The organism is Parvularcula marina, assembly GCF_003399445.1.
Lineage (GTDB): Bacteria > Pseudomonadota > Alphaproteobacteria > Caulobacterales > Parvularculaceae > Parvularcula > Parvularcula marina.
This window is the reverse complement of record NZ_QUQO01000002.1, coordinates 215584-237970: the sequence shown is the minus strand read 5'-3', so window position 1 is coordinate 237970 and position 22387 is coordinate 215584. Positions and strand designations below refer to the sequence as shown.

General features: G+C 58.9%; 22 protein-coding genes and 1 tRNA gene. 10 read left to right on the top strand and 13 right to left on the bottom strand.

The features are described from left to right. The first annotated feature begins 31 nt into the window (after window positions 1-31). Window positions 32-1258: an NAD(P)/FAD-dependent oxidoreductase gene (locus DX908_RS14995; protein ID WP_116393301.1), complete on the top strand. Its 1227-nt coding sequence runs from the start codon at window positions 32-34 to the stop codon at window positions 1256-1258. 15 nt (window positions 1259-1273) lie between these two features. On the opposite strand, the gene DX908_RS14990 is transcribed toward DX908_RS14995, so the two are convergent. The 6 genes from DX908_RS14990 to DX908_RS14965 all read right to left on the bottom strand — a co-directional run bounded on the left by DX908_RS14990 (window position 1274) and on the right by DX908_RS14965 (window position 8068). After that, complete coding sequence (locus tag DX908_RS14990; RefSeq protein WP_116393300.1) at window positions 1274-2407, bottom strand: bifunctional 2-methylcitrate synthase/citrate synthase; 1134 nt, start codon at window positions 2405-2407, stop codon at window positions 1274-1276. 28 nt (window positions 2408-2435) lie between these two features. Then, the gene (locus DX908_RS14985; RefSeq protein ID WP_116393299.1) at window positions 2436-3638 is read right to left on the bottom strand and encodes an acetyl-CoA C-acyltransferase family protein; all 1203 of its coding nucleotides are present in this window, start codon (window positions 3636-3638) and stop codon (window positions 2436-2438) included. A 30-nt stretch (window positions 3639-3668) separates the two neighbouring features. Further along, window positions 3669-4580: a methylisocitrate lyase gene (gene prpB, locus DX908_RS14980; protein ID WP_116393298.1), complete on the bottom strand. Its 912-nt coding sequence runs from the start codon at window positions 4578-4580 to the stop codon at window positions 3669-3671. A 154-nt stretch (window positions 4581-4734) separates the two neighbouring features. Continuing rightward, window positions 4735-6276: an MmgE/PrpD family protein gene (locus DX908_RS14975; RefSeq protein WP_116393297.1), complete on the bottom strand. Its 1542-nt coding sequence runs from the start codon at window positions 6274-6276 to the stop codon at window positions 4735-4737. A 635-nt stretch (window positions 6277-6911) separates the two neighbouring features. Continuing rightward, window positions 6912-6988, bottom strand: a tRNA-Asp gene (locus DX908_RS14970). A gap of 54 nt (window positions 6989-7042) precedes the next feature. After that, window positions 7043-8068 carry an NADP-dependent oxidoreductase gene (locus tag DX908_RS14965; protein WP_116393296.1) on the bottom strand — a complete coding sequence of 342 codons (1026 nt, stop codon included), beginning with the start codon at window positions 8066-8068 and terminating at the stop codon, window positions 7043-7045. Window positions 8069-8270: 202 nt separating this feature from the next. Here DX908_RS14965 and DX908_RS14960 point away from each other — a divergent pair, with 202 nt between their 5' ends. The 3 genes from DX908_RS14960 to DX908_RS14950 are packed head-to-tail and all read left to right on the top strand — an operon-like array spanning window position 8271 to window position 9766. Continuing rightward, window positions 8271-9179, top strand: a complete 909-nt coding sequence (locus DX908_RS14960) for an alpha/beta fold hydrolase (RefSeq protein ID WP_158548866.1) — start codon at window positions 8271-8273, stop codon at window positions 9177-9179. A 2-nt stretch (window positions 9180-9181) separates the two neighbouring features. Continuing rightward, entirely contained in the window at window positions 9182-9565 is a 384-nt protein-coding gene (locus tag DX908_RS14955; RefSeq protein WP_147303828.1) for a hypothetical protein, read from the top strand. Window positions 9566-9571: 6 nt separating this feature from the next. Beyond that, the gene (locus tag DX908_RS14950; RefSeq protein WP_116393293.1) at window positions 9572-9766 is read left to right on the top strand and encodes a helix-turn-helix transcriptional regulator; all 195 of its coding nucleotides are present in this window, start codon (window positions 9572-9574) and stop codon (window positions 9764-9766) included. Here DX908_RS14950 and DX908_RS14945 read toward each other — a convergent pair. Then, entirely contained in the window at window positions 9761-10618 is an 858-nt protein-coding gene (locus DX908_RS14945) for an alpha/beta fold hydrolase (protein WP_147303827.1), read from the bottom strand. The genes DX908_RS14950 and DX908_RS14945 overlap by 6 nt on opposite strands. Window positions 10619-10935: 317 nt before the next feature. On the opposite strand from DX908_RS14945, the gene DX908_RS14940 reads away from it, so the two are divergent. From DX908_RS14940 to phhA, 3 genes are all read left to right on the top strand, one after another. After that, a complete protein-coding gene (locus DX908_RS14940) occupies window positions 10936-12333 on the top strand; it encodes a DEAD/DEAH box helicase (protein ID WP_116393291.1) in 1398 nt (465 codons plus the stop codon). A 129-nt stretch (window positions 12334-12462) separates the two neighbouring features. Further along, window positions 12463-13416, top strand: a complete 954-nt coding sequence (locus tag DX908_RS14935) for a PRC-barrel domain-containing protein (RefSeq protein ID WP_116393290.1) — start codon at window positions 12463-12465, stop codon at window positions 13414-13416. 152 nt (window positions 13417-13568) lie between these two features. Then, window positions 13569-14438: a phenylalanine 4-monooxygenase gene (phhA, locus tag DX908_RS14930; protein WP_116393289.1), complete on the top strand. Its 870-nt coding sequence runs from the start codon at window positions 13569-13571 to the stop codon at window positions 14436-14438. On the opposite strand, the gene miaA is transcribed toward phhA, so the two are convergent. Beyond that, window positions 14435-15331 (bottom strand): tRNA (adenosine(37)-N6)-dimethylallyltransferase MiaA, encoded by an 897-nt coding sequence (miaA, locus tag DX908_RS14925; protein WP_116393288.1) that lies wholly within the window; start codon window positions 15329-15331, stop codon window positions 14435-14437. The genes phhA and miaA overlap by 4 nt on opposite strands. On the opposite strand from miaA, the gene serB reads away from it, so the two are divergent. Both serB and grxD read left to right on the top strand, forming a co-directional pair. After that, complete coding sequence (gene serB / locus DX908_RS14920) at window positions 15312-16214, top strand: phosphoserine phosphatase SerB (protein WP_233508733.1); 903 nt, start codon at window positions 15312-15314, stop codon at window positions 16212-16214. The genes miaA and serB overlap by 20 nt on opposite strands. Before the next feature lie 45 nt (window positions 16215-16259). Then, window positions 16260-16595, top strand: coding sequence for a Grx4 family monothiol glutaredoxin (gene grxD, locus DX908_RS14915; protein WP_116393286.1), 336 nt, complete (start codon window positions 16260-16262; stop codon window positions 16593-16595). A gap of 36 nt (window positions 16596-16631) precedes the next feature. Here grxD and DX908_RS14910 read toward each other — a convergent pair whose 3' ends face one another. The 5 genes from DX908_RS14910 to DX908_RS14890 form a co-directional block, all read right to left on the bottom strand. Further along, the gene (locus DX908_RS14910; protein ID WP_199564771.1) at window positions 16632-16958 is read right to left on the bottom strand and encodes a YjhX family toxin; all 327 of its coding nucleotides are present in this window, start codon (window positions 16956-16958) and stop codon (window positions 16632-16634) included. Window positions 16959-17072: 114 nt separating this feature from the next. Then, the gene (locus DX908_RS14905; protein ID WP_158548864.1) at window positions 17073-17864 is read right to left on the bottom strand and encodes an oxygenase MpaB family protein; all 792 of its coding nucleotides are present in this window, start codon (window positions 17862-17864) and stop codon (window positions 17073-17075) included. A 176-nt stretch (window positions 17865-18040) separates the two neighbouring features. Further along, window positions 18041-18658, bottom strand: coding sequence for a 30S ribosomal protein S4 (rpsD, locus tag DX908_RS14900; RefSeq protein ID WP_116393283.1), 618 nt, complete (start codon window positions 18656-18658; stop codon window positions 18041-18043). A 190-nt stretch (window positions 18659-18848) separates the two neighbouring features. Then, a complete protein-coding gene (locus DX908_RS14895; protein WP_116393282.1) occupies window positions 18849-19721 on the bottom strand; it encodes a hypothetical protein in 873 nt (290 codons plus the stop codon). An 89-nt stretch (window positions 19722-19810) separates the two neighbouring features. Beyond that, window positions 19811-20560 carry a histidine phosphatase family protein gene (locus DX908_RS14890; RefSeq protein WP_116393281.1) on the bottom strand — a complete coding sequence of 250 codons (750 nt, stop codon included), beginning with the start codon at window positions 20558-20560 and terminating at the stop codon, window positions 19811-19813. 144 nt (window positions 20561-20704) lie between these two features. Between DX908_RS14890 and DX908_RS14885 the strand changes: the two genes are divergently transcribed. Then, window positions 20705-22384: a D-alanyl-D-alanine carboxypeptidase family protein gene (locus tag DX908_RS14885; RefSeq protein WP_116393280.1), complete on the top strand. Its 1680-nt coding sequence runs from the start codon at window positions 20705-20707 to the stop codon at window positions 22382-22384. Window positions 22385-22387: the final 3 nt, after the last annotated feature.

Below are 22387 nucleotides of genomic sequence, written 5' to 3'. Positions count from 1 at the left end.
AAATCGCGGCACAGGCATGTGATTAAGCGGCATGAGTGACTTTGACATCCTGATCGTCGGCGGCGGTCATGCCGGCGCGCAAGCCGCCATCACCCTCCGCCAGGGCAAGTTTACGGGCAGCATCGGCCTTATCAGCGCGGAATCGTTCGCACCCTATGAGCGCCCTCCGCTGTCCAAGGACTACCTTGCGGGAGAGAAGGATTTCGACCGCATCTTGATCCGGCCCGAAAGCTTCTGGGCAGAGCAGGACATCACGCTTCTTCTCGATCACGAGGTCACGGCGGTTGATCCCGGCGCGCATCGCGTGACGACCGCAGATGGCAAGTCATATGGCTACGGACAGCTTATCTGGGCCACGGGCGGCACGCCGAGACGTCTCGAAGTCCCCGGTCATGATCCGCAAAACATGCATGTCATCAGGTACCGGTCGGACGTTGATCCGCTGATGGCCAGCCTGCCCCAGACCAACCGCGTCGCGGTCATCGGCGGCGGCTATATCGGTCTTGAGGCGGCCGCCGTGATGCGGAAATTCGGCAAGGAAGTGGCCGTCATCGAGGCGATGGAGCGGGTCATGGCCCGCGTCGCTGGTGAACCGCTCTCGCGTTACTATGAGGCAGAGCACACAGCTCAGGGCGTTGATATGCGTCTCAATGCGAAGCTCAGCTCATTTAAGATCACCGGCCAGAAGGTCACGGGCGTGACGTTGGAGAGCGGCGAGACCCTGCCTTGCGACATGGTGATCGTCGGTATCGGGATTGATCCGGTGGTTGCGCCCCTCTTGGAAGTTGGCGCCACGGGCGGCAATGGTGTCCGCGTCGATGCGCATTGCCGCACTTCCCTGCCGGATGTTTTCGCGATCGGGGATTGCGCCCTGCATCAGAACAAATTCGCGGATGGCGCATGGGTTCGGCTTGAATCCGTTCAGAACGCGAATGATCAAGCCCGGGTCGTTGCCAAGACAATCCTTGGCAAACCCGCCAGCTATGAAGCGATCCCCTGGTTCTGGTCCGACCAGTATGACCTGCATCTTCAGACTATCGGCCTGTCACTCGGGCATGACGATATGGTCGTCCGGGGCCACCCCAAAGACCGCAGTTTCTCCGTTGTCTATCTGAAGAAAGGCCGGGTCATTGCTCTTGATTGCGTCAACCGTCCAGCGGATTATGCGCAAGGACGTCTGCTGATCATGCAAGGGGCAAGCCCGGCACATGATCAGCTCCGCAATATAAATGTCGAGCTAAAAGAAATGGCCGGATAAACCGGCCATTCCAGATCAGCGATCCTCAAGCGGTGTGACGTCTCGCTGCGGCACACCATTATAATGCGACAACGGACGGATCAGCTTGTTATTAGCAAGCTGTTCCATGACATGCGCCGTCCAGCCGGTAATCCGTGACATGACGAAAATCGGCGTGAACATCGGAATGTCAAAGCCCATCAGGTAATAGGCAGGGCCAGCCGGGAAATCGAGATTAGGATAGATCCCTTTCTCAGACACCATGGTCTCATCGAGAATGCTCGACATCTTCCAGTATTCCCGCGCCTCGGGCGTGTCGATGACATCGACCATTTTCTCATAGGCATCGGTCATGGTCGGCACGCGGCTGTCACCGGAGCGATAGACGCGATGGCCAAAGCCCATGATTTTTTTCTTGGTCGCCAGCGCATCCAGCATCCAGTCGCGCGCAGCATCCGCCGAGCCGACTTCCTTCAGCATATGCATGACCGCCTCATTGGCCCCGCCATGCAGCGGTCCCTTGAGAGAGCCGATGGCGCCGGTCACCGCCGAGTAGATATCGGACAGCGACGATGCAATCGTCCGAGCCGTGAAGGTCGAGGCATTAAAGGAATGCTCCGCATAAAGCGTCATCGAGATGTCGAAACATTTGATGACTTCCGGTGCGGGCACTTCACCAAAGCACATATGGAAGAAGTTCTCGGTGAAACCGAGATCATCCGTCGGCGCAATCGGCTCCTTGCCATTCCGCAGGCGATAGTCGGTCGCAACGATCTGCGGGATCTGGGCGTAAAGGCGGATGGCCTTTTCCATCAGCCCTTCAGGCGAAGAATCTGCCGTCGACATATCTTCCTGACCAAGGAAGCTGACCACCGTGCGGAGCGTATCCATGGGATGCGCTTCGGTATTGAGAAGCCGCATGACCGCCAGCGCATCATCCGAAAGACCACGCTCGGACTTTTCCCGGGCATTCAGTGCCGCCAGCTCATCCGCTTTGGGAAGCTCCCCATTCCAGATGAGATAGGCGACTTCCTCGAACCGGCAATGTTTTGCCAGATCCTGCACCGCATAGCCGCGATAGGTCAGGGAGTTCGTCTCGGGCATCACCTTGGAGACGGCGGTATCATCCGCCAGTACCCCGGCCAGTCCATATTTGACGTCTTCGCTCATCACTTCCCTCCGTGTTCTGTTGTCATCATCAAGCGTCCAGATTTTCAAAAATGGCCGCAATACCCTGCCCGCCACCGATGCAGAGCGTGACGAGGCCATAACGCCCGCCGGTGCGCTTCAACTCATAAAGGCATTTGGTGGTGACGATGGCACCGGTCGCCCCGACAGGGTGGCCCAGCGCAACCGCGCCGCCATTGGGGTTCACTTTCTCCGCTGGCAGATCAAGTTCCTTCGAGACAGCACAAGCCTGCGCTGCAAAGGCTTCGTTTGATTCGATGACATCGAGATCCGCAACAGAAAGCCCCGTCCGTTCCAGCACACGCCGGACAGCCGGGATCGGCCCTGTGCCCATAATGCTGGGATCAACCCCTGCCCGCGCATAGCCGACAAGACGCGCCATCGGTTTGACACCAAGCTCTTCGGCTTTCTCTGCCGAGGCGAGCACCAGCATGGCCGCCCCGTCATTGAGACCGGATGCGTTACCCGCCGTCACCGTGCCGCCATCTTTCTTGAAGGCAGGGCGCAGGCCGGAGAGGCCTTCCATGCTGACATCCGCACGCGGATGTTCATCGGTGTCGAAAAGGGTCGTGCCCTTACGGCTTTTCAGCTCGACGGGAACGATCTGTTCTTTGAAATAGCCCTGCTCAATCGCATTGATCGCGCGGCGATGGCTTTCCTCGGCAAATTCGTCCTGGGTCTCGCGGCTGATCGAGAACTGCTCCGCGACATTCTCCGCCGTCATACCCATATGGCCCGCACCGAATGGATCATGCAGCGCTGCCAACATGTCGTCTTCCATCGTCACCGGGCCCATCTTCTGACCGAAGCGCGGCGCGGCGGCGGAATAGGTTGTGCGGCTCATCGATTCAACGCCGCCAGCAACGGCAAGTTCGGCATCGCCGAGCTGAATCTGCTGGCTGGCCTGCACGATGGCTTCGAGACCGGAACCGCAGAGTCGGTTCACTGTCACAGCGGTTGAGTCATGCGACATGCCGCCTTCAATCGCACACATGCGAGAGATATAGGCATCTTTCGACTGTGTGCGGAGGACATTGCCGACAACAGCCGTCTCAATGCCTTCTGCCGGCACTCCTGCTCGGCTGATCGCCTCACGCACGCAGAGGCCACCAAGCTCTTCTAGCGGCACATCCTTCAGGGAGCCACCGAAACGCCCGACAGCGGTGCGAACCGCGCTCAGGACAACAACGTCTTTGATAGCTTTTTCAGCCATATTCAGTTCCTTTCAAGGGTTGCCCTGGATTTATTTGGTGGGTGTATCCCCCACGTCGAAATTGAAGATCGACTGGTCGAACTTTGAATAGTCTTCATACCGCAGATAATCATAAAGCGTCTTGCGGTGCTGCATCTTGTCCAAGATGCCATTCTGGTCACCATGCTCGAGAATATGATCGAGCCCGCGCTCGACCTCTCCCATGGCCAGACGGAAAGTCGTCACCGGATAGATGACGACGTTGAAGCCGAGATCGGTAAGTTCCTGTTTCGTCAGTAGACGACTTTTACCGAATTCGGTCATATTGGCGAGGATCGGCACGTCAAGCGCAGCACGTACCGCCTCGAATTCCTTCTCATCCTTCATCGCTTCGGGGAAGATCATGTCCGCCCCTGCATCGACATAGGCTTTCATGCGGTCGATTGCCTTATCGAGCCCTTCGATAGCGCGAGCATCAGAGCGGGCAATGACCGTAAAGTTCGGGTCACGCTTTGCATCGGCCGCTGCACGCACCCGCTGGATCATGATTTCGGTTTCGACGGTTTCTTTACCGTCGAGATGCCCGCATCGCTTGGGCATGACCTGATCTTCGATATGACAACCGGCCAGACCCTTTTCCTCCAGCATACGGACGGCCCGGGCAGCACTCATCGGCTCCCCGAAACCTGTATCGATATCGATAAAGGCTGGCAGGTCGGTTGCGCGCGCGATCTGCTCACCGCGATCTGCAAATTCCGACAGGGTCGCAATGCCGATGTCGGGCAGGCAGAGATCCGCCGTCAGCATCGCGCCGCCAATATAGACGCCGGGATAGCCCTTGCGCTCGATCATCTGCGCTACGAAAGGCGAGAACGCCCCGGGGAACTGATGCAGTTTGCCGTCATCGAGAAGATCGCGAAAGGCCTGGCGTTTTTCTGCGTGAGTTTTCTTTGTAAAGAGCATACTTCTTATCCTTTAACCTGCATCCGGATCGGCGTTCATTTGTCGCGCGTGCTGCCCTTCATTCTTTTCGCCTTCATGCGGGAATAGATGAAAAGGCCGATCCCGATCTTCGCGGCCACAACAAGGACCACGACGATCAGGACAACGCCCATATTTAGAAAATCCCTTTCAGGCCGTTCTCTTCGAGATAGCCGTCCGGGGCGACCGGGTTGAGGGTCAGAAGATCCAGATGCTCGAGCTCCGGCAGACGCTGGACGAGATCGAGGAAGCGATCGCTTTCCTCCTTGGCAAGTATGCCGTCCGTCAGGGTCAGGAACTTACCGATATACTCGTCCCGCCCAAATGGCCGCGCGCCGAAGGGGTGCGCATTGGCGATACCAAGCTCATCCTCGATGACGGTACCGTCTTCCATTGTGACAACAACGCGTGCGCCGAAGGCTTTTTCGTTCGGGTCATGCGAGTGATAGCGACGCGTCCATTCGGGATCTTCGGTCGTCGAAATTTTGTGCCACAGGCGGACCGTGTCCTCACGCTGGGCGCGCTCGGGTGCATAGGAGCGGACATGGTGCCATTCGCCATCCTGCAGGGCGACCGCGAAAATATACATGATCGAGTGATCGAGCGTTTCGCGAGAGGCTTTGGGATCCATTTTCTGTGGATCGCCAGCGCCCGTCCCGATGACGTAATGCGTATGGTGAGACGTGTGCAGAACGATCGACTTGACCGCATCAAATCCGCCTTTGGCCTCGATGTCGCGGCCCATGCGGAAGGCAAGGTCGATCAGCGCCTGTGACTGATACTCCGCGGAGTGCTCTTTGGTGTAGGTCTCAAGGATCGCACGCTTGGCCTCACCCGGTGCGGGCAGCGGCACGTGATAGGTCGGCTCATAAGGCGACTTGCCCTGATCGCGGGCAGTCCGGCCATTGAGGATAAAGGAAAGGACTGAATCCTCGCCTTCATAAATCGGCGACGGCGCGCCCTCGCCCCGCATGCAGCGGTCAACGGCCTCAATGGCTGTCTTACCGGCATAGGCGGGCGCAAAAGCCTTCCATGTACTGATTTCCCCTTTACGGGACTGACGGGTCGTGACCGTGCAGTGAAGGCCTTGCTGGATCGACTGATAGATGACTTCGCGGTCGAGGCCGAGCAGCGTGCCGATGGCGGCGGACGCCGACGGGCCGATATGGGCGATGTGGTCGATCTTGTGCTCATGAAGGCAGATCGCTTTCACGAGATTCACCTGGATCTCATAACCGGTCGCGATACCGCGAATGACGTCGCGGCCATTCTTGCCCATCTGCTGGGCGACCGCGAGAACGGGCGGGATGTTATCGCCCGGGTGGGAATAATCCGCAGCCAGAAAAGTATCGTGGAAATCAAGCTCGCGCACGGCCGTGCCGTTCGCCCATGCGGCCCATTCGGCCGCCACGCCGAAATCGGCCGGCATCCCGAAAAGGGTTGCGCCGCCATGACGGTGATGGGCTTTCGCCTGCGCTCGCGCTGTCTTGATCGGGCCGCGATTGAGGGAAGCGATGGCAACGGAAGCATTGTCGATGATCCGGTTGATGATCATGTCCGTCGTCTCGGCATCCACCTCTACCGAATCGGCAGCGACTTCAGCCATTTTCCAGGCGAGCTGGTCTTCACGCGGCAGCTGGTCCTTTGACGGATGGGCGCGGACATCGACAATTTGCATGAATTATCCCTTTTCTGGCTGGCGGGAGGTGGCCGGAAGCATGTTCCAGCATGAGCCATCCCGTAGATCGTGATTTTCTGATGGTGGATCGGCCCTGGCGCATGTCTTGTCAATGCAAGGATAGCGCTAACATACCGTAGGCCGGTGATCGCTAGAGAGCCCTCTTAGGCAGCAAACCGCTTATGATTACTGGCTGAAAGGCCCTACAGTAGCTCGGAACCAAGCGGATTTGCAGGTGCGGCAAGGCGTCTGATTCTTTGCGATCATCACTGCTTATGACCAGATCGTTTTCGTCAGGTTTCACACTCGAGTGAAAATGAACAGACGATGGCGCTCAGCTGCCCACGCATCGCCAAAGCAGCAGATCCAGACAGTTCTCTAAGATGGTGCGGCCGGATTTATCATCCTGACTGAGACGATACCGGGAGCGCCCCTTCGCATTTAGCTCGGAGAGCAGTTTAAATCGAGCATTCTCTCTTTGTACTGACGTTTGAAGGCACTGACCTGACGCGGATCGGCACGCGCTCACTGCCTCAGAGCAGCGGCAAACGAGACATCATCGGCGCTGTGCCAGACACAACACAATGAACATTCAGACTGAGAGAAAAAGGCGGGCGCCATTTCATAGTATGAAATGGCGCGAGTGACGGGGCTCGAACCCGCGACCTCCGGCGTGACAGGCCGGCACTCTAACCAACTGAGCTACACCCGCGTCCGCGCTGAAATCAGCGCGAGACCCGGTTGGTAGAGATCGTCCGCGGACCCGTCAAGCAGGTTCTGCGATTTTAACCACGGCCTTGCCAAAATTCTCGCCACGGAAGAGCCCGATGAAAGCGTCCGGCGCTTTATCCAGACCCTCATAGATGGTTTCCTCGAACTTCACTTTCCCAGCGGCGAGCAGCGGCGCCACTTCGGCAGCGAATTGCGGCACCAGATTCATGTAATTCGAAACGATAAAGCCCTGAATCATCACGCCCCGGCCGACAATGTTGATAAGATTGCTCGGGCCGGGCTCCGGCTTGTCATTATTATAGCCGGAGATCATGCCGCAAAACGCCATGCGCCCGCCAAAGGCGACCGTGTTGAGAATCGCTTCGAGCTGCATGCCGCCGACATTCTCGAAATAGCCGTCGACGCCCTTGGGCGCGATTTCCGAGATCGCCTTGGTCAGGCTGACGACATCATGCTCTTTATAGTTAAAGGCCTTGTCGACCCCGGCTTCCTTCTCCAGCCATTCAACCTTTTCGGCCGAGCCCGCCGAGCCCATGACCGTCATGCCGTAATGCTTGCCGAGCTGGCAGGCGAGCGAGCCGACCGCCCCGGCCGCACCGGAGACATAGAGCACCTCCCCCTCTTTGGGTTTGATGATCTGAGAAAGCCCGACCCAGGCGGTCAGGCCCGGCATGCCGAGCACACCCAGATAGGCCGACAGTGGCGCAAGGTTCGGATCGACCTTGGTATAGGCAGAGGCCGGACCGACATGATGGTCCCGCCAACCGCCCGCGAAGCCGACGACGAAATCGCCTTCGGCGAATTTCGGATCCTTGGATTTGATGACCTGCCCGACGGCCCCGCCATCTAGCGGTTCGCCTTTCTGGAAGGGCGGGATATAGCTTTTCACATTGGGCCGCATCCTGCCGCGCATATAGGGGTCAACCGACATCCACAGTACACGGATGAGAACCTCACCATCCTGCGGATCGGGAAGATCAACGGTGCGATGACCGAAATGCTCGGGCGCCGGCATCCCGGCGGGATAGTCCTCAAGCGTGATCTGGCGGGTTTCGGTCATGGCGCTTCTCCACTGTCTAGATTTTGCCGACCGACCTATCCCCTCCCCCCTTTACGGGCAAGCTCCTCGGGTAGTTCGGGGGGCACGTGCTGCAAATGGGGAAAGAAGGAGGCGATCGCAGGGATGCGAACGCCGAGTGTCAGGTTTACTTGACACGTCAACATGTAAGGTTTACCTGACACTCCTCGCTTTGGAGGTATGTATGTCCCGGCCACTCTCTGACCCCTTGTCCTTACTGAAGAAGAGCATGCTGGCGCTTGCCGCGCTGTTATCGCTCAGCTTTGCCCATGCGGCTGATGAAATGGGCGGCGACCGCTTTGTCGTTGAAGTGACTGGTAACGGCCGAGCCGTGATCTTTATCCCGGGCCTGACGTCATCGCCTGATGTTTTTGCCGCTGCACAGGAGAAACTCTACGTGGAGGCTCATCTGATCACGCCAGCCGGTTTTGACGGTGTGCCCGCGCCTGCGCCCCTGACACCCTTTATTGACAGTCTTGCCGCAGACATCGTCCGTTATCTGAATGATGAGGATATATCGGATGCCGCAATCGTTGGCCATTCCATGGGTGGTCTAACGGCGCTTCTGGTTGCGGCAAAATCAGACCGGATGTCAGCTGTCATGGTCATTGATTCCGTGCCGTTCCTCCCCCGCCTCTTCCAGCCCTCGATTACGCCTGAACAGGTTGACGCCAGTCGCGCCGTCCTCACAACGCAAATGGCTGCCCTTTCTGACGAGTCTTATCTTGATCTCGCCCGGCAAGGCCTGCCGAGACAGGCCATGAAACCAGAAGATCAGTCGCGCATCATGGAAGATGTAACGCGTGCTGATATTAGCGCCGCCAAAGCGGCCTTCATTGAGCTGATGAGCACAGATTACACACCTCAACTGAGCGGTATCGATGCCTCCATCACCGTCCTCGTTCCATTTGATCCCATGACCGGATTTTCCCGGGATCTTCTGCTGGCGCGATATGAGGAGCAGTACACTTTCCTCGAACAGGTCGAGTTGCGCATAGTTGAGAATGCGCGTCATTTCATCATGCTGGACCAGCCAGCCGTCTTCCGTGAAGAACTCGAGCAATTCCTCAACAAAAACGACAAGGGAGAATGACGATGAAGACAGCCATCAGACAGTACACACTCCACATGACCATCGTCATGGTGGTCTATGTCGCGAGCGTCGTCGGCATCAATCTCATCGACTCAGAGAATATGAGCGCGAGCGCCAGAATTGCGCTCTCCCTCATCCCGGTCCTTCCTGCCATCGCTATGGTCTTTGTGATCATTCGGTATGTCCGCCGGATTGATGAGGTCCAGCAAAGGATCATCACCGAAGCATGCCTCGTCTCTCTCATCATTGTCGGGCTCGCCTGCTTCACCTATGGCTTTGTCGAAGGCGCCGTGTCCCTGCCGGAAATATCTCTGATCTGGGTATTCCCTTCCCTGATTGGCACGGCCGGTATTTCCCTGCCATTCGTTCGCCTACGTTACGTTTGAGGTCTTTTGCAGAACCGCGTCAAAGAACTGAGAACCAGCAAAGGCTGGAGCCAGGCCGAATTCGGCGAACGGCTTGGCGTGTCTCGCCAGGCCGTCAACGCGATTGAACGCGGTAAGCATGACCCCTCCTTAATGCTCGCCTTCAAAATCGCGGAAAGCTTTGGGCTGAGCGTGGAGGCTGTTTTCAAGCCCGGGTCATGAGACCGACAGAAACGCTCTAATATCACGCATGAAATCGTCCAGCCGCTCATGATGGAGCCAATGACCGGCACCTTCATAAGTAATCAGTTTTTGCTGCGCGAAGACCTGACCACGCCCATCCTGATCCGGCGGCGTCGTGAAACTGTTCGTGCCATAGAGGATCAGGACCGGACAGCTCACAGAGCGGTATAGATCGATATATTCTTCCGGAGACTGAGGACGATGGCGCGAAAATCCAAGCATGCCGTCATATTTCCATGAAAAGCCGCCCTCTCGCTGCCGGATGGCATGAAGCGCGACATGCTCGACAATCTCTTCTGGGACGCGGGCGTGAAGCTGTTTCATGCGGCGCACGGCGAGCTCAGGCGTCTTGAAAATCCGCAGTTCCCGACGAGATTCGGCAAGACGCTTTTCCGCCGCCTCGCGCCAGCGCTGACCGGCTGGCTGCTCCGTCATCTGATGATAGAGTGCGGGCGGCGTGCCAACGCCTTCAATATTGACCAAGAGCTTGACCCGTTCAGGAAAGGCCGCTGCATAATGGCTGGCAATATTCCCGCCGAGCGAATGCCCGATGATCCGGAATGGCGGCGCCATACCTTGCCCTTCAAGATCCTCTAGAATGGCCGCAAAATCGGTCATGTAGTCGAGCGAATCATAGCCGCCGCCCGGAACATGCTCGCTGTCGCCATGGCCGCGCAGGTCCGGCGTGACGACGCAATAGTCATCGACGAGGCCAGCTACGACAAAGTCCCAGCTTCGCGCATGGTCGCGCCCGCCGTGCTGGAGCAGGACCATCGGCTTCTGGCGGTCTCCCCAGATCCGGTAGCGAAGTGTCAGGCCGGATCGGACCACGGCGTGATCCGTCGCGGGAACCTCTCCGGGCACGGGGCCGCGGGGCGCAATAAAATCAGTCAGGGGGGCCTCCTTGGAGATATCCACTCATAACGTTGCCTTTTCGCAACGTTTCGCCGTAGCGGCCCCGTGAAACTAGGGCCTCGCCTTTACAGATCAAGGGCACCTGCCTAGACGCGAAGTGAGTGTACGCTGTTTTCCGGCGTGGTTGTCCGGCAACCGTCACCGCTCTTTGCCTCATTCTTGCCTCATATGCCGAGAAGAGGTCCGTTTTTTGCAACCGACCGCCCGTAACGAAAGCAGCGCCCAAAGGCATTATGGATACCGACCAGGGAAAAGACGAAACGCCCGTAACTTTTGATGATCTCGGCCTCGAACCGTCGTTGCTGAGCGCCGTCAAGGATGCCGGCTATACCTCCCCGACGCCGATCCAGGCCGCGGCGATCCCCGAAGCGCTGAAAGGCCGTGACGTGTTGGGCATTGCCCAGACTGGCACGGGCAAGACCGCTTCCTTCGTGCTGCCGGTTATCCACCGTCTGTCAAAAGGCCGCGCCCGCGCCCGGATGCCGCGCTCGCTGATTCTCGCCCCGACGCGCGAACTCGCCGCGCAGGTCGCGGAGCAGTTCGAGAAATACGGCAAGAATCACAAGCTCTCCATGGCGCTCCTTATCGGCGGGGTCTCCTTTGCCGATCAGGACATGAAGCTGACCCGCGGTGTCGACGTGCTGATCGCAACGCCCGGCCGCCTGCTCGATCACCATGAACGCGGCAAACTGCTGCTGACAGGTCTTGAGGTCATGGTCGTCGACGAAGCTGATCGCATGCTCGATATGGGCTTCATCCCGGACATTGAGCGGATCTTCAAACTCACGCCATTCACGCGCCAGACCCTCTTCTTCTCGGCCACCATGCCGCCCGAGATCCAGCGCCTGACGGATCAGTTCCTATCCGCCCCGGCGCTTGTCGAAGTCGCCAAACCGGCAACGACAGCGACCACCATCACACAACAGATCATTCGCGTGCCGCGCTCCGACGAAAAGTCAAAGCGTGCCGCACTTCGTCAATTGATCGAGGAATGTGGCGACGAGCTGAAAAACGGCATCATCTTCTGTAACCGGAAGAAAAATGTCGATGTCATCGCCAAATCTCTTCAGAAACATGGCTTCAACGCCCGCCCCATCCATGGCGACCTGCCGCAGAGCTTCCGCATGGAAACGCTGCAGGCGTTCCGTGATGGCGAGCTGAAACTACTTGTCGCTTCCGACGTGGCAGCTCGCGGTCTCGACATTCCTGACGTCAGCCATGTCTTCAATTTCTCCGTGCCCGTGAATGCGGATGACTATGTCCACCGCATCGGCCGGACGGGCCGCGCCGGACGTAAAGGTCACGCGGTCATGCTGGTGACGCCGGAGGATTCCAAAGCCTATGCGGCTGTCCTGCGCGTGACCGGGATTGAAGAGATCGAAGAACGCGATATGGGCGATTTCTTCGAGAAACTCGAAGCCGAAGCCCCGTCACGCGGCGGGGATCGCGGCAAATCCAGAAGCCGCCGCGGCGAGAAAAGCGCCGCTTCTTCCTCCTCCTCGTCGAGTGAGCGTGGTGAGCGCCGCCGCAGCAGCGGTGGACGCGGTCGCCGTGACAGGGATGATGATGGCGGCCAGGTCGTCGGCTTCGGCGATCACGTCCCCGCATTCCTTCAGGTCGAGGCGAGCTAAAAAGCCCGCCTCTCCTTCCTGCATAACCCGCCTTACGACTCCTTCATCTCTACAGGTGCAGGGCATACGGAACGGCGTGTCCTCCTTGGCGTTTCCAGATTGTGAACAGCAAAACCCAAGGAGTATCCCATGACCAAAATGTTGCTTTCTTCTGCGTCTGCCGTCGCACTTGCACTGTCAGTGGCGACTGCTTCTTCACTTCAGCAAGACGATCCTCAGCCGATTGAGGAAAATCCGCCTGCCTCTGAAACCATCGAGGAAATGAGCACGCCGAACACGCCGGAAGACCTTCAGGAAGAAAGTCTGGAAGCAAAAACGGAAGTTCGTACAGAAACCAATGTCGAAACGCAGGCCGTTGCTGAGGTCAAGGAACCTGACACTAACGAGCCGGTGGCAGACCCGACTGAACTCGCGGAAGCCGAATCCGAAACCAACGAGGCTCTCTCGGTTCTGAGCAACCTGACCGCCGATTACATGAGCGCCCGCGACATTCTTGGCGCGCCTGTCTTTGGCGTGAATGGCGAGCGGATTGCCCGTGTCGATGACTTCGTGATCGGCGCTGACGACCAGGTCGAAGAAGCCATCCTTCTCTCCGGCGGATTTTTCGGCCTAGGCGGGCAGAAAGCCGCTGTCGATTTTGACCGTCTCAACATCACCTATGACTTTGACCGCGATCCGCTTGTCACTCTCTCGATGACGGAAGAGTCGATCAAGGGCGTTGCCGAGTATAAGCAGACCGAAGCCAATGACTGGAGTCTGGCTTCAGAACTGATCGGTGCGTCGGGCAACCTCGCCGAATCGGATCGTGATGTGACGATTACGGACATTATCCTGTCGATGGATGGTGAGGCCGAATATCTGATTGCGGCTGATGGCCTGATCGCCAGCTTCGGCGGTGACCGCCGTGCGATCGACTATAGCCGTCTGACCGTTGCCCAAGGCGATGGCGGGGTCACAATCGACCTCACGCCGAGCACCTATGACAACATGACGCTCTTCACCTATCGCCCCGATGCCAAGGACGACTTGGCAGAGGCTGACTGGTCAGAGGACCACGACAAGAAAGAGAAACCCAAGAAGTAAGAACTTCTGAATAGGGACGTGCTAGACGCCGTTTTACCCGGAAATCGGGCGAAGCGGCGTCTTCTTGTTTGAGGGCAGTTCATTTGAGAGACGGCCCGAAACACCCTATATGAAAGCCGTTGCGTCAACGCCCGCCAAGAAGGAACAGACACGTGACCGCCAGCTATCACAGAGCCAGCCAGCCCCCGTCGGCGGACTATACCATTCCGCAGGACTGGGAGGATTACACCGCCCAGGAACACAATACCTGGAACATCCTCTATCGCCGCCTGATGGAAGTGCTACCCAAGCGGGCCGATACCGCCTTCCTTGAGGGCCTCAAGGCACTCGACCTCAACAAGGGCGGGATCCCGCATTTCGGCCGCCTGTCGGATGAGCTGGAAAAGCTGACCGGCTGGCGCGTCGTCGCCGTGCCTGGCCTCGTCCCCGATGAGGTATTCTTCGACCACCTCGCCAATCGGCGTTTCCCGGCGGGGAATTTCATCCGCCAGCCAGACCAGCTCAATTATATTCAGGAACCGGATGTCTTCCATGATGTCTTCGGCCATGTGCCGATGCTCGCCAATCCGGTCTTTGCCGATTACATGGAAGCTTACGGCAAGGGTGGCCTTCGGGCGCTCGGCACGGGGTGCCTCAAAAACCTTGCGGCACTTTATTGGTACACGGTTGAATTTGGCCTGATCAACAGCTCCGAGGGCATGCGCATCTATGGCGCCGGGATCGTCTCCTCCCCGGCAGAATCGGTGTTCTCCATCGATGCGCCGGATCCGAACCGGATCGCCTATGACACTGAACGGCTGATGCGCACCGATTACCGGATCGATGACTTCCAGCAGACCTATTTCGTGATCGATTCCTATGAGGATCTGCTCGAGAAAACGCTGAACACGGATTTCGGCCCGCTTTATGAGCGCCTGTCGGGCGGCTTTGACTACACGCCGGAAACCATTCTTGAGACGGACAAAGTCTTCACGCAAGGTACGCAAGCCTACGCTAATAAAGGCGGGCGCTTCGCGAGCTAGACCATAAACAGGCGGATGAGCCCGTCCGGGCTCTCTGCCCTCTCCCATTCTGCAAACTGGTTATTCAGCCAAGTCGATTGCCGTTTGACGAGCTGGCGCGTGGCGATGACGACCTTCTCGATCGCCGCTTCTAGCGATGCCTCTCCGGCAAGATGCCGCGCAAATTCGGGCACGCCGACCGCTTTCATCACGGGCAATTCCGCCGCGTAGCCTTTCGCCAGCAGCGCCTCGACCTCGGCCAGTGCGCCCTCTTCGATCATCTCATCGAGCCGCCTGCGAACAGCCTCATGCGACAGCTCCCGCGGCGGGATGAGCGCGGCCTTCCTGAACTCAGCAGACGTCACTTTTTCAGGTGGGCGTTTCTGCCATTCAGATAACGGCGTGCCCGTCGCCTCATGGACCGCCCATGCCCGCAAATGCCGCTGTCGGTCATTTGGCTCCAGCCATTCCATATGGAGGTCACGGGTAAGAAGCTCCTCCCGGAAGCCTTCCATCCCGGCCTCCTCCAGCCGTGCGGCGGCCCGCGCCATGATGGCATCGGAAATTTCCGGCATGGGCGAGAGGCCTTCGGTCAGGGCCTTGAGCCAAAGCCCCGTCCCGCCCACAATGATCGGCAGCCGTCCTCTTGCGGTAATTTCCTCAATCTCCGTGGCAGCCGCCCGCGCAAACCGTCCCGCCGACCACGGATCATCCCCCGGCGAAACACCATAAAGATGATGCGGCATCTCCGCCTCATCCGCGAACGACGGACGAGCGGTCAGGATACGGAGATCGGCATAGACCTGCATCGCATCGGCATTGACGATCTCGCCGCCAAGGCGTGCCGCGAGCGAAAGCGCGGCTGCGGACTTGCCGCTGGCCGTGGGGCCTGCAATGACGAGCGCATCTGACATTCACAACCGCCTATCACGCATGCCGCATATTCTCACCATCGTCTCGCCACGAGACCTCACGACACCGCAGATCGCCGCGTTCACACAGCTCGGCGGGCATTCCGTCTATGAGCTTGGGCCTGATGCGGCGGATATCCGATTCGCCGAAGCCCCGGTCTGGGATGAAGTCGCACAGCTCGCTACCGAGCACGGCTTTGACTTTGCGATCCATGACGAAGCGGATGTGCGCGAGAAGAAATTCCTGCAGGCCGATATGGATTCGACCATCATCGAGCAGGAATGCCTTGATGAGCTGGCCGACCTTGCCGGCGTCGGCGCGGAAGTCGCCGCCGTCACCGAACGCGCCATGCGCGGAGAGCTCGATTTCGAAGCCGCCCTCAATGAACGGGTCGCTCGTCTGGAGGGACTACCTGTAACCGCCTGTGAGGATGTGCTCCGCGAGCGCCTGACCCTGTCACCCGGCGCCCGAACTCTGATCGCCAGCATGAATGCGCGCGGCGCCAAGACCGTCCTCGTCTCGGGCGGATTTGAAATTTTCGTTCGGGAGATTGCCCGCCTCTGCGGGTTTCAGGCCCATCACGCCAACCTTCTTGAGATCTCAGGCGACCGGCTGACCGGCCGGGTTTTGCGCCCGATCCTCGGCCGCGAAGCCAAGGCTGATATTCTGAACCGGGAAGTGACCGCGCTCGGCCTCTCGCATGCCGAGACCATGGCCTTGGGCGATGGCGCCAACGACCTTGGCATGATCGAAGCCTCTGGCCTCGGCATCGCCTATAAGGCAAAGCCCGTGACCGCCGCTGCGGCGGACGCCGCGATCAATCACACCGGTCTGCACGCTGCGCTCTATTTCCAGGGCATTCGCGCAGAAGAATTCATTGCTTGAAGACGGCAAGGCCCAATCATACCTTTGCCCCAAAGGAGTTGCCCCATGGCAGAGTCTGCACAGGAAACCATCAAATCCGCTGTCGATCAGAACGACATCATGCTGTTCATGAAAGGCACGCCACAATTCCCGCAATGCGGATTCTCTAGCGCCGTCGTCCAGATCCTCGACTATCTCGGCGCCGAATATTCCTCGATGAATGTGCTTGAGGACATGGATATCCGTGAGGGCGTGAAGGTTTTCTCCGACTGGCCGACGATCCCTCAGCTCTATGTGAAGGGCGAATTTGTCGGCGGCTGCGACATCGTCCGGGAAATGTTCGAGCAGGGTGAGCTGCGCCCCTTCCTTGAAGAAAAAGGCGTCCTGAAAGCCGACGCATAAGGATCAGGGCGGCCCCGAAGAGCCGCCCTTTTCATTTCAGGCCCGATTATCCAGTTGCGGACGAACCGCGATCCGCCCCGCATAGGTAATCTGATAGGGCCTGCCGCCGGATGAGGCGATGAGCCCCCGGCGTTTCAGTCTTCTAAAAATGCCCAATGTGCAGTCGGCAAGGCTCCAGCCTTCCGGGCTCACACAATTGACGGCAATGATTTTTCCGCGCTCGTCTTTTTCAACGACGATCACGCCGCCACGAGCGAGGACATGCAGCGTGCGCTGCTCCTTCTTCGAGATATTCAATGATTTGACCTGAGTTTGTCGCAATACCGGGCCACCCGCGCATAGGAACGCGAGGGCGAGTTTCACGGATCAGCGGAGCACAATCTCAGACATAAAAACTCACATCAGGGGCCGGAGCATTTGGTTCATCCGGCACGGCTCAGAAGTTATGCCGGAAGGGATGCATTTTCAAGTCCCGCCTCAACGGCGCGGGGTCAGATAGTCTTCAGGCAGACCGAGTCGCAGGCAGGCCTCGACCGGCGGGCTACCCTTGACGGTGAGCTTCTCAACGGTCCGCGCAGTGAGCCTGACCAACCGCAGTTCACGCGGACTGAGCTCATCTCCATCCAGACCAAGACGTTCACGGACAGATTGGGGCACAAGCCCAATTGCCGCCCGGATCAGCACTTTCTGCAGCGGCTTTGCAGGCCACGGCAGGAGGGGTGACTTCTGCATCAGGCTCAGGAATTCATCGATCACAGGTGACGAGGACAGCTGTTCTTCCCACGCATCAATGCATGCTGTCATCGCCTCATTTGTCCGCGGCGTACCTGTCGCACCGTAAAGATCCCCCGCCGGGGTGGCTTCGAGATAAGCGGCGTCCTTCTCTTGTTCAGGCAGTGGGCGGACAAATTGCGAATAGGCCTCGACGAAACCGAACATGGCCGTTGCCTGCACCCAGTCGAGAAGCTCGGTGTCATTGGCCCGGTAGGCCCGACCATCTTCCGCGATCCCCTCGACCGCATCGTGACGCCGGACGATCCTCTCAATCATCCCCGCCGCCACGCTTTTCGCCGCATAGACAGTGACCATGGCGGCAAGGCCAGTCCGCTGCAGCCGGGCTTTCGGATCTCGCCTGAAATCGGAAAATGTCCAGACGCCGTGGCGAACACGCGGCTCGGCAAGCTCGAGGATGACGGCCGTCACGCCGCCGATGAAAAGCGAAATGGGGTTTCGGAATATCCGCCAACTGACAGAATCGGGCGGAACCAATGCCGCCTCCCCCATCGGCGCCCTGAAGTCAGGCCCCCGCCCTCCGTGGCTGAGAAAATCCTGAAAGCTCTTCTCGACCGCCTTTGACAGGGGCCAAAAAGAAAGAGCGCCGCTTGCGGCGGCGCTCCATAATTCTTTTGAATGGGTAGCGGAAACGTCGTTCCGCCCCACCTCGCTTACGATGCGTAATATTCGACGACGAGGTTCGGTTCCATGTTCGCCGCATAAGGAACATCGGAGAATTCCGGCACGCGGATCAGCGACGCCGTCATTTTCTTCGGATCGACATCGACATAATCCGGAATATCGCGTTCCGGCAGCTGGAGAGCTTCGAGAACGAGCGCCATGTTCTTGGACTTCTCGCGGATCTCGACAACGTCACCAACGCGCAGGCGATAGGACGGAATGTTCGTGCGCACACCATTGACCATGACATGGCCGTGGTTGACGAACTGGCGGGCCGCAAAGACGGTCGGCACGAATTTCGCGCGATAGACGACCGCGTCGAGACGGCATTCAAGCAGGCCGATCATGTTCTCGGCGGTATTGCCTTTCCGGCGAGCCGCTTCTTCGTAGATCTTGCGGAACTGCTTCTCGGAGACGTTGCCGTAATAGCCTTTGAGCTTTTGCTTCGCCATGAGCTGCTGGCCGAAGTCGGAAAGCTTGCCTGCACGGCGCTGGCCATGCATGCCCGGCTTGTATTCGCGGCGGTTGAAAGGAGATTTGGGGCGGCCCCAGATGTTCTCACCGACCCGGCGGTCGATCTTGTACTTGGCGCCCTGGCGCTTAGACATGTCAGTTCTCTTTATTCCAGCGCGGTCCGGCGGTCCGGCCTATCCGGCCCGCGATTACAACGGCGGTTCCGCGCCACCCGTCATGAAGCGGCGGGTGATAGGGGCGGAAAGCCGCCCTGTAAAGCCCGCCCCTTCCAGAAAAACGGCCCCGCATGGGGGCCGTTCCGTCTTTCATGTCTCTAGGGTTGGCCTAGAACCGGTAGGGCCGGTTCAGTCGCTGTAAGAAGAGCGGGCCGCCGCCCGGATCCATATTGATCTGCCAGATCGGATTGGGGCCCTTCTTGGCGTCAAAACGCTCTTCGGCGATCCGGTAGCCTTCCGCCTCAATCCGCGCGACCAGCGTTGTTGTCGGCGCCGTCCCCGGCAGGCGAGTCGCGACGTAAAGCGTGTTATTGCGGAAATCGACATCACCGCCGCCCGAGCGGAAGAGGTTATAGGTCGCGCCATTACCTTCGTTGTGAAGTCGTCCGCGTAAGCCCCCGCTGTTGATCATCTGGCGGACATCTTTATCGAGACCGTCCGGGAAAGTGATCTTGATGCGGATGCTGTAGCCATCAACAGCACTCGACTGTGCCGCCATCGCAATGGGCACCAGAAGCGCAGGCGCCGTCGAGGGTGTGAAAGACACATCCTCATCGAAGGAAAGATCATCCGACGGCGGGAGAGGCTGATCGAACCCAGCCTCGTCCATGTCATCCATGGTCCCTGGCAGCGGCGCCCCTAGATCGGACGGTGCAAGGTTCATCAGCACGGCAAGCGAGGCAAAGCCGGTTGCAAAAGCACCGCGCATCGTCACCGGCTGGAAATACATGATGGAGGTGCCGCCGATCGCCATCAGGAGAAGGACAACCGCGTAGAGCGGCAGCGCCCCGATCCCGAGCGTGTCCGTCAGGGACGCGACCCATTTGTTAAAAAGGAAGAGAGAGGACGCATCATCTGCCTGAAGCAGGTCTGCAATGGTTGCGACCGCAATCCCGACAGCAGATGCGAGCCCCAGTCCCAGCTTGTCCGCAAGTCCATATTCTTCAAGGGATTTTGGTGCTTTTTTCTCACCATAAGCCATGGCAACTCGTCTCCCAGTCCATACCTGACGTGATGCTATCACACAGGTAAGGAAGCGACAATCGGGCTTTCTGCAGAGTCCGGCTGCATTCACTCAACTGGCCGGGCACCGCCGAAATCGATGTCAAACAAGTGCTCAAGACTGGTCTTCGGCAGGCCAGCTTTCACCACATCATAGGCCGTCAGATTGACTGCCTTGATCACCATGCGGATGATTTTAAGGCTCCCCTCCTCGTCCTGCACGACATCGAAATCGAGCACATTCACGCAAGCAAGATCCTGCTCGAAATGGGGAATCCCGGCGAGCCCGGCCCCGCAGGCATGTCCAAGAAGAATCCTATTGGTCCCGTCATGGGCCACAAGCAGAGCGGACTTCCACGCATATTGCGCGATCAGCTCCTCGATTCCTCGCCTGATACGGGCATAGGCATCGGCGAAAAGCTCTCCGCCGGGCAAAAAACTTGCGCCTTCCCCCGTCGCGTCATCGAAACTGAAGGCAAGCCGGGCGGCGAGTTCCTCCCGGGTCGGCACGACGACCTTGCCGCCCCTCAGCTCCTCGAAATCAGGCCGATCAACCATGTCCGGCACGGACTGACGATTGGCCCCGAGCACCAGTTCGGCCGTTTCCCGCGTCCGCGGCAGCCCGCTCGTAAAGACCCTTTCGAAGGCGATATCAGCCAGCGCCTCGCCGGCGGCCTCCGCCTGGGCCCGGCCCGTCTCGGTCAGCGGCACCGTCCGGAAATCGGTTAATCCCGGCGCAAAGTAATCCACATGGCCGTGACGCATCAGATAGAGGCGCCGGCGTCCCGTCAGCTTAACCTTCTGCGTCTCTTTCTCCATGTCTGTGACCTATTTCCCGCGGCATCCGAATTGCTCTTTAGAGGCGGAGTCGATACGCTCAACAATTGATGGCGTGGCGGGTCCAACAGGGGCCTGCAGCTTTGTGGCAGGTATGGTCAGGCTGGGGGAGCAGAGTTAACGGGCATGGTGCGCGCACCCACTACACTCGCCGCCCTATTTGGGGTTGCAGCCGCAGCTTACGCGGCATCCTTCTGGGGCATGGTTACGCTTGACGCGGACAGTGCGTGGAGCCGTTTTGACGCCCTGTCGAACGGTAATGCCGTGGGCCGCGCCGTCGGGCATGGCGACAAGGCCATAAGCCTGAAAGTCGAGGACGGGCTCAACGGCAAGGAACTGCAGCAGATGCAGTATGCCGTTGCCAAGGCCCATGACATTGCTGGCGACCCCGACCGCGCGATTGAGCTTTACCGCATCGTTCTTGATTCGCCGCTCGGCTCGCAGATGACCGAGCCTGAGCGCATGGCGCTCAAGCATCGTATCGCGATGCTCTACCTTGAGGTCGAACAGCCGGTCGAGGCCGCAATCCTCGTCGCTGAATTCGTCGATGCCGCTGGCGACCTTGCCGCTGAACCGAACCCGGAAGCCGAAGGCATTGAAGCTGTCTATCTCGGCTATGCGCTCGAGCCGCTTGATCTGTTCACGGATCAGCTTGTGCCCGTGCCGACCCGCGAAGTCATCACCGGGCCGGAGCCCGACCGGCTCGCCGCCGCTGAACGGCTGACCCAGCTTGGCGGCTTTTATGCCGGTCTCGAAGATGGTGGTTATGCCGCCGCCGGGCTTCTGGCCGCCGCCTACAGGACCCGCCTTGAAATCCTGACCGCCGATCACGAAGATACGGTGCACACGGCACTTCTTCTCGGCCCGGTCTATGAGCGCATCGGCCGCCTCAGCGATGCCGAGGATGTCTATCTCACCGCCTTTCACGCGCAGGAACGTGCGCGCGGCTCAAATAACCCGGAGCTCAGCCTCTATATCCGTCTGCTGGCGGATGTTTACCGCCGTCAGGGACGCATCACCGAAGCCGAAGCTCTCAACCGGCACATGCGCAACCTGTTCCGCGATGCTTTCGGTGCGCGCCGTTACGCCGCCAACCGCGACCGTGACCGGACTGCGGACATTAACCGCCCGGTCTCGGCTGAATTCCCACTGCCTTCGACGTATGTGCCGCCGGATCTTGTCCAGGCTTCAATCTTCTCAATCCCGACTTCGAAAAATCCGGTGATCGACGAGATGAAAATCCGCACAGCAATGCTTGATGCGGAAACGACCATGCCGAAAATGCTGGCCGATCTCGTCGGCGAATGCATTACCGAGGAAGAGCGCCTGTCCTTGCGTTCCGGTTACAGATCATACCAGACGCAATCGATCCTCTATGAGCGCACCGATCATGGCGGCAAGGTCACCAAGCCCGGCACGTCCGAGCACCAGTTGGGGCTGGCCGCGGATATCGATGTGAATGGCCGCCTAATGCGTTCGACCGACCGGTCTTTTGCCTGCTTCGAAGCGCAGGCCTTCCGCTATGGCTTCATTCTCTCTTATCCGCGCGATAATACTTATCTTGATGCTGAGGACGGTTTCGAGCCGTGGCACTGGCGCTTTGTCGGTCCGCAAACGGCGCTTCTCTATCGTGAGATCGGCCCGCTTGGTCATCCGCAGGAATTCCTCGCCGCCCTTCCCTGCTATGAAGAACGCGCCCTCTCCGGCCTGTTCCTGAATGCCGGGGAAGATGATGTCTGCCTTGCCAGCGTGATGCCTGATACGGCCATCGCCAGCGATGCGACGGGCACGGACGAGACAGGCTGATCC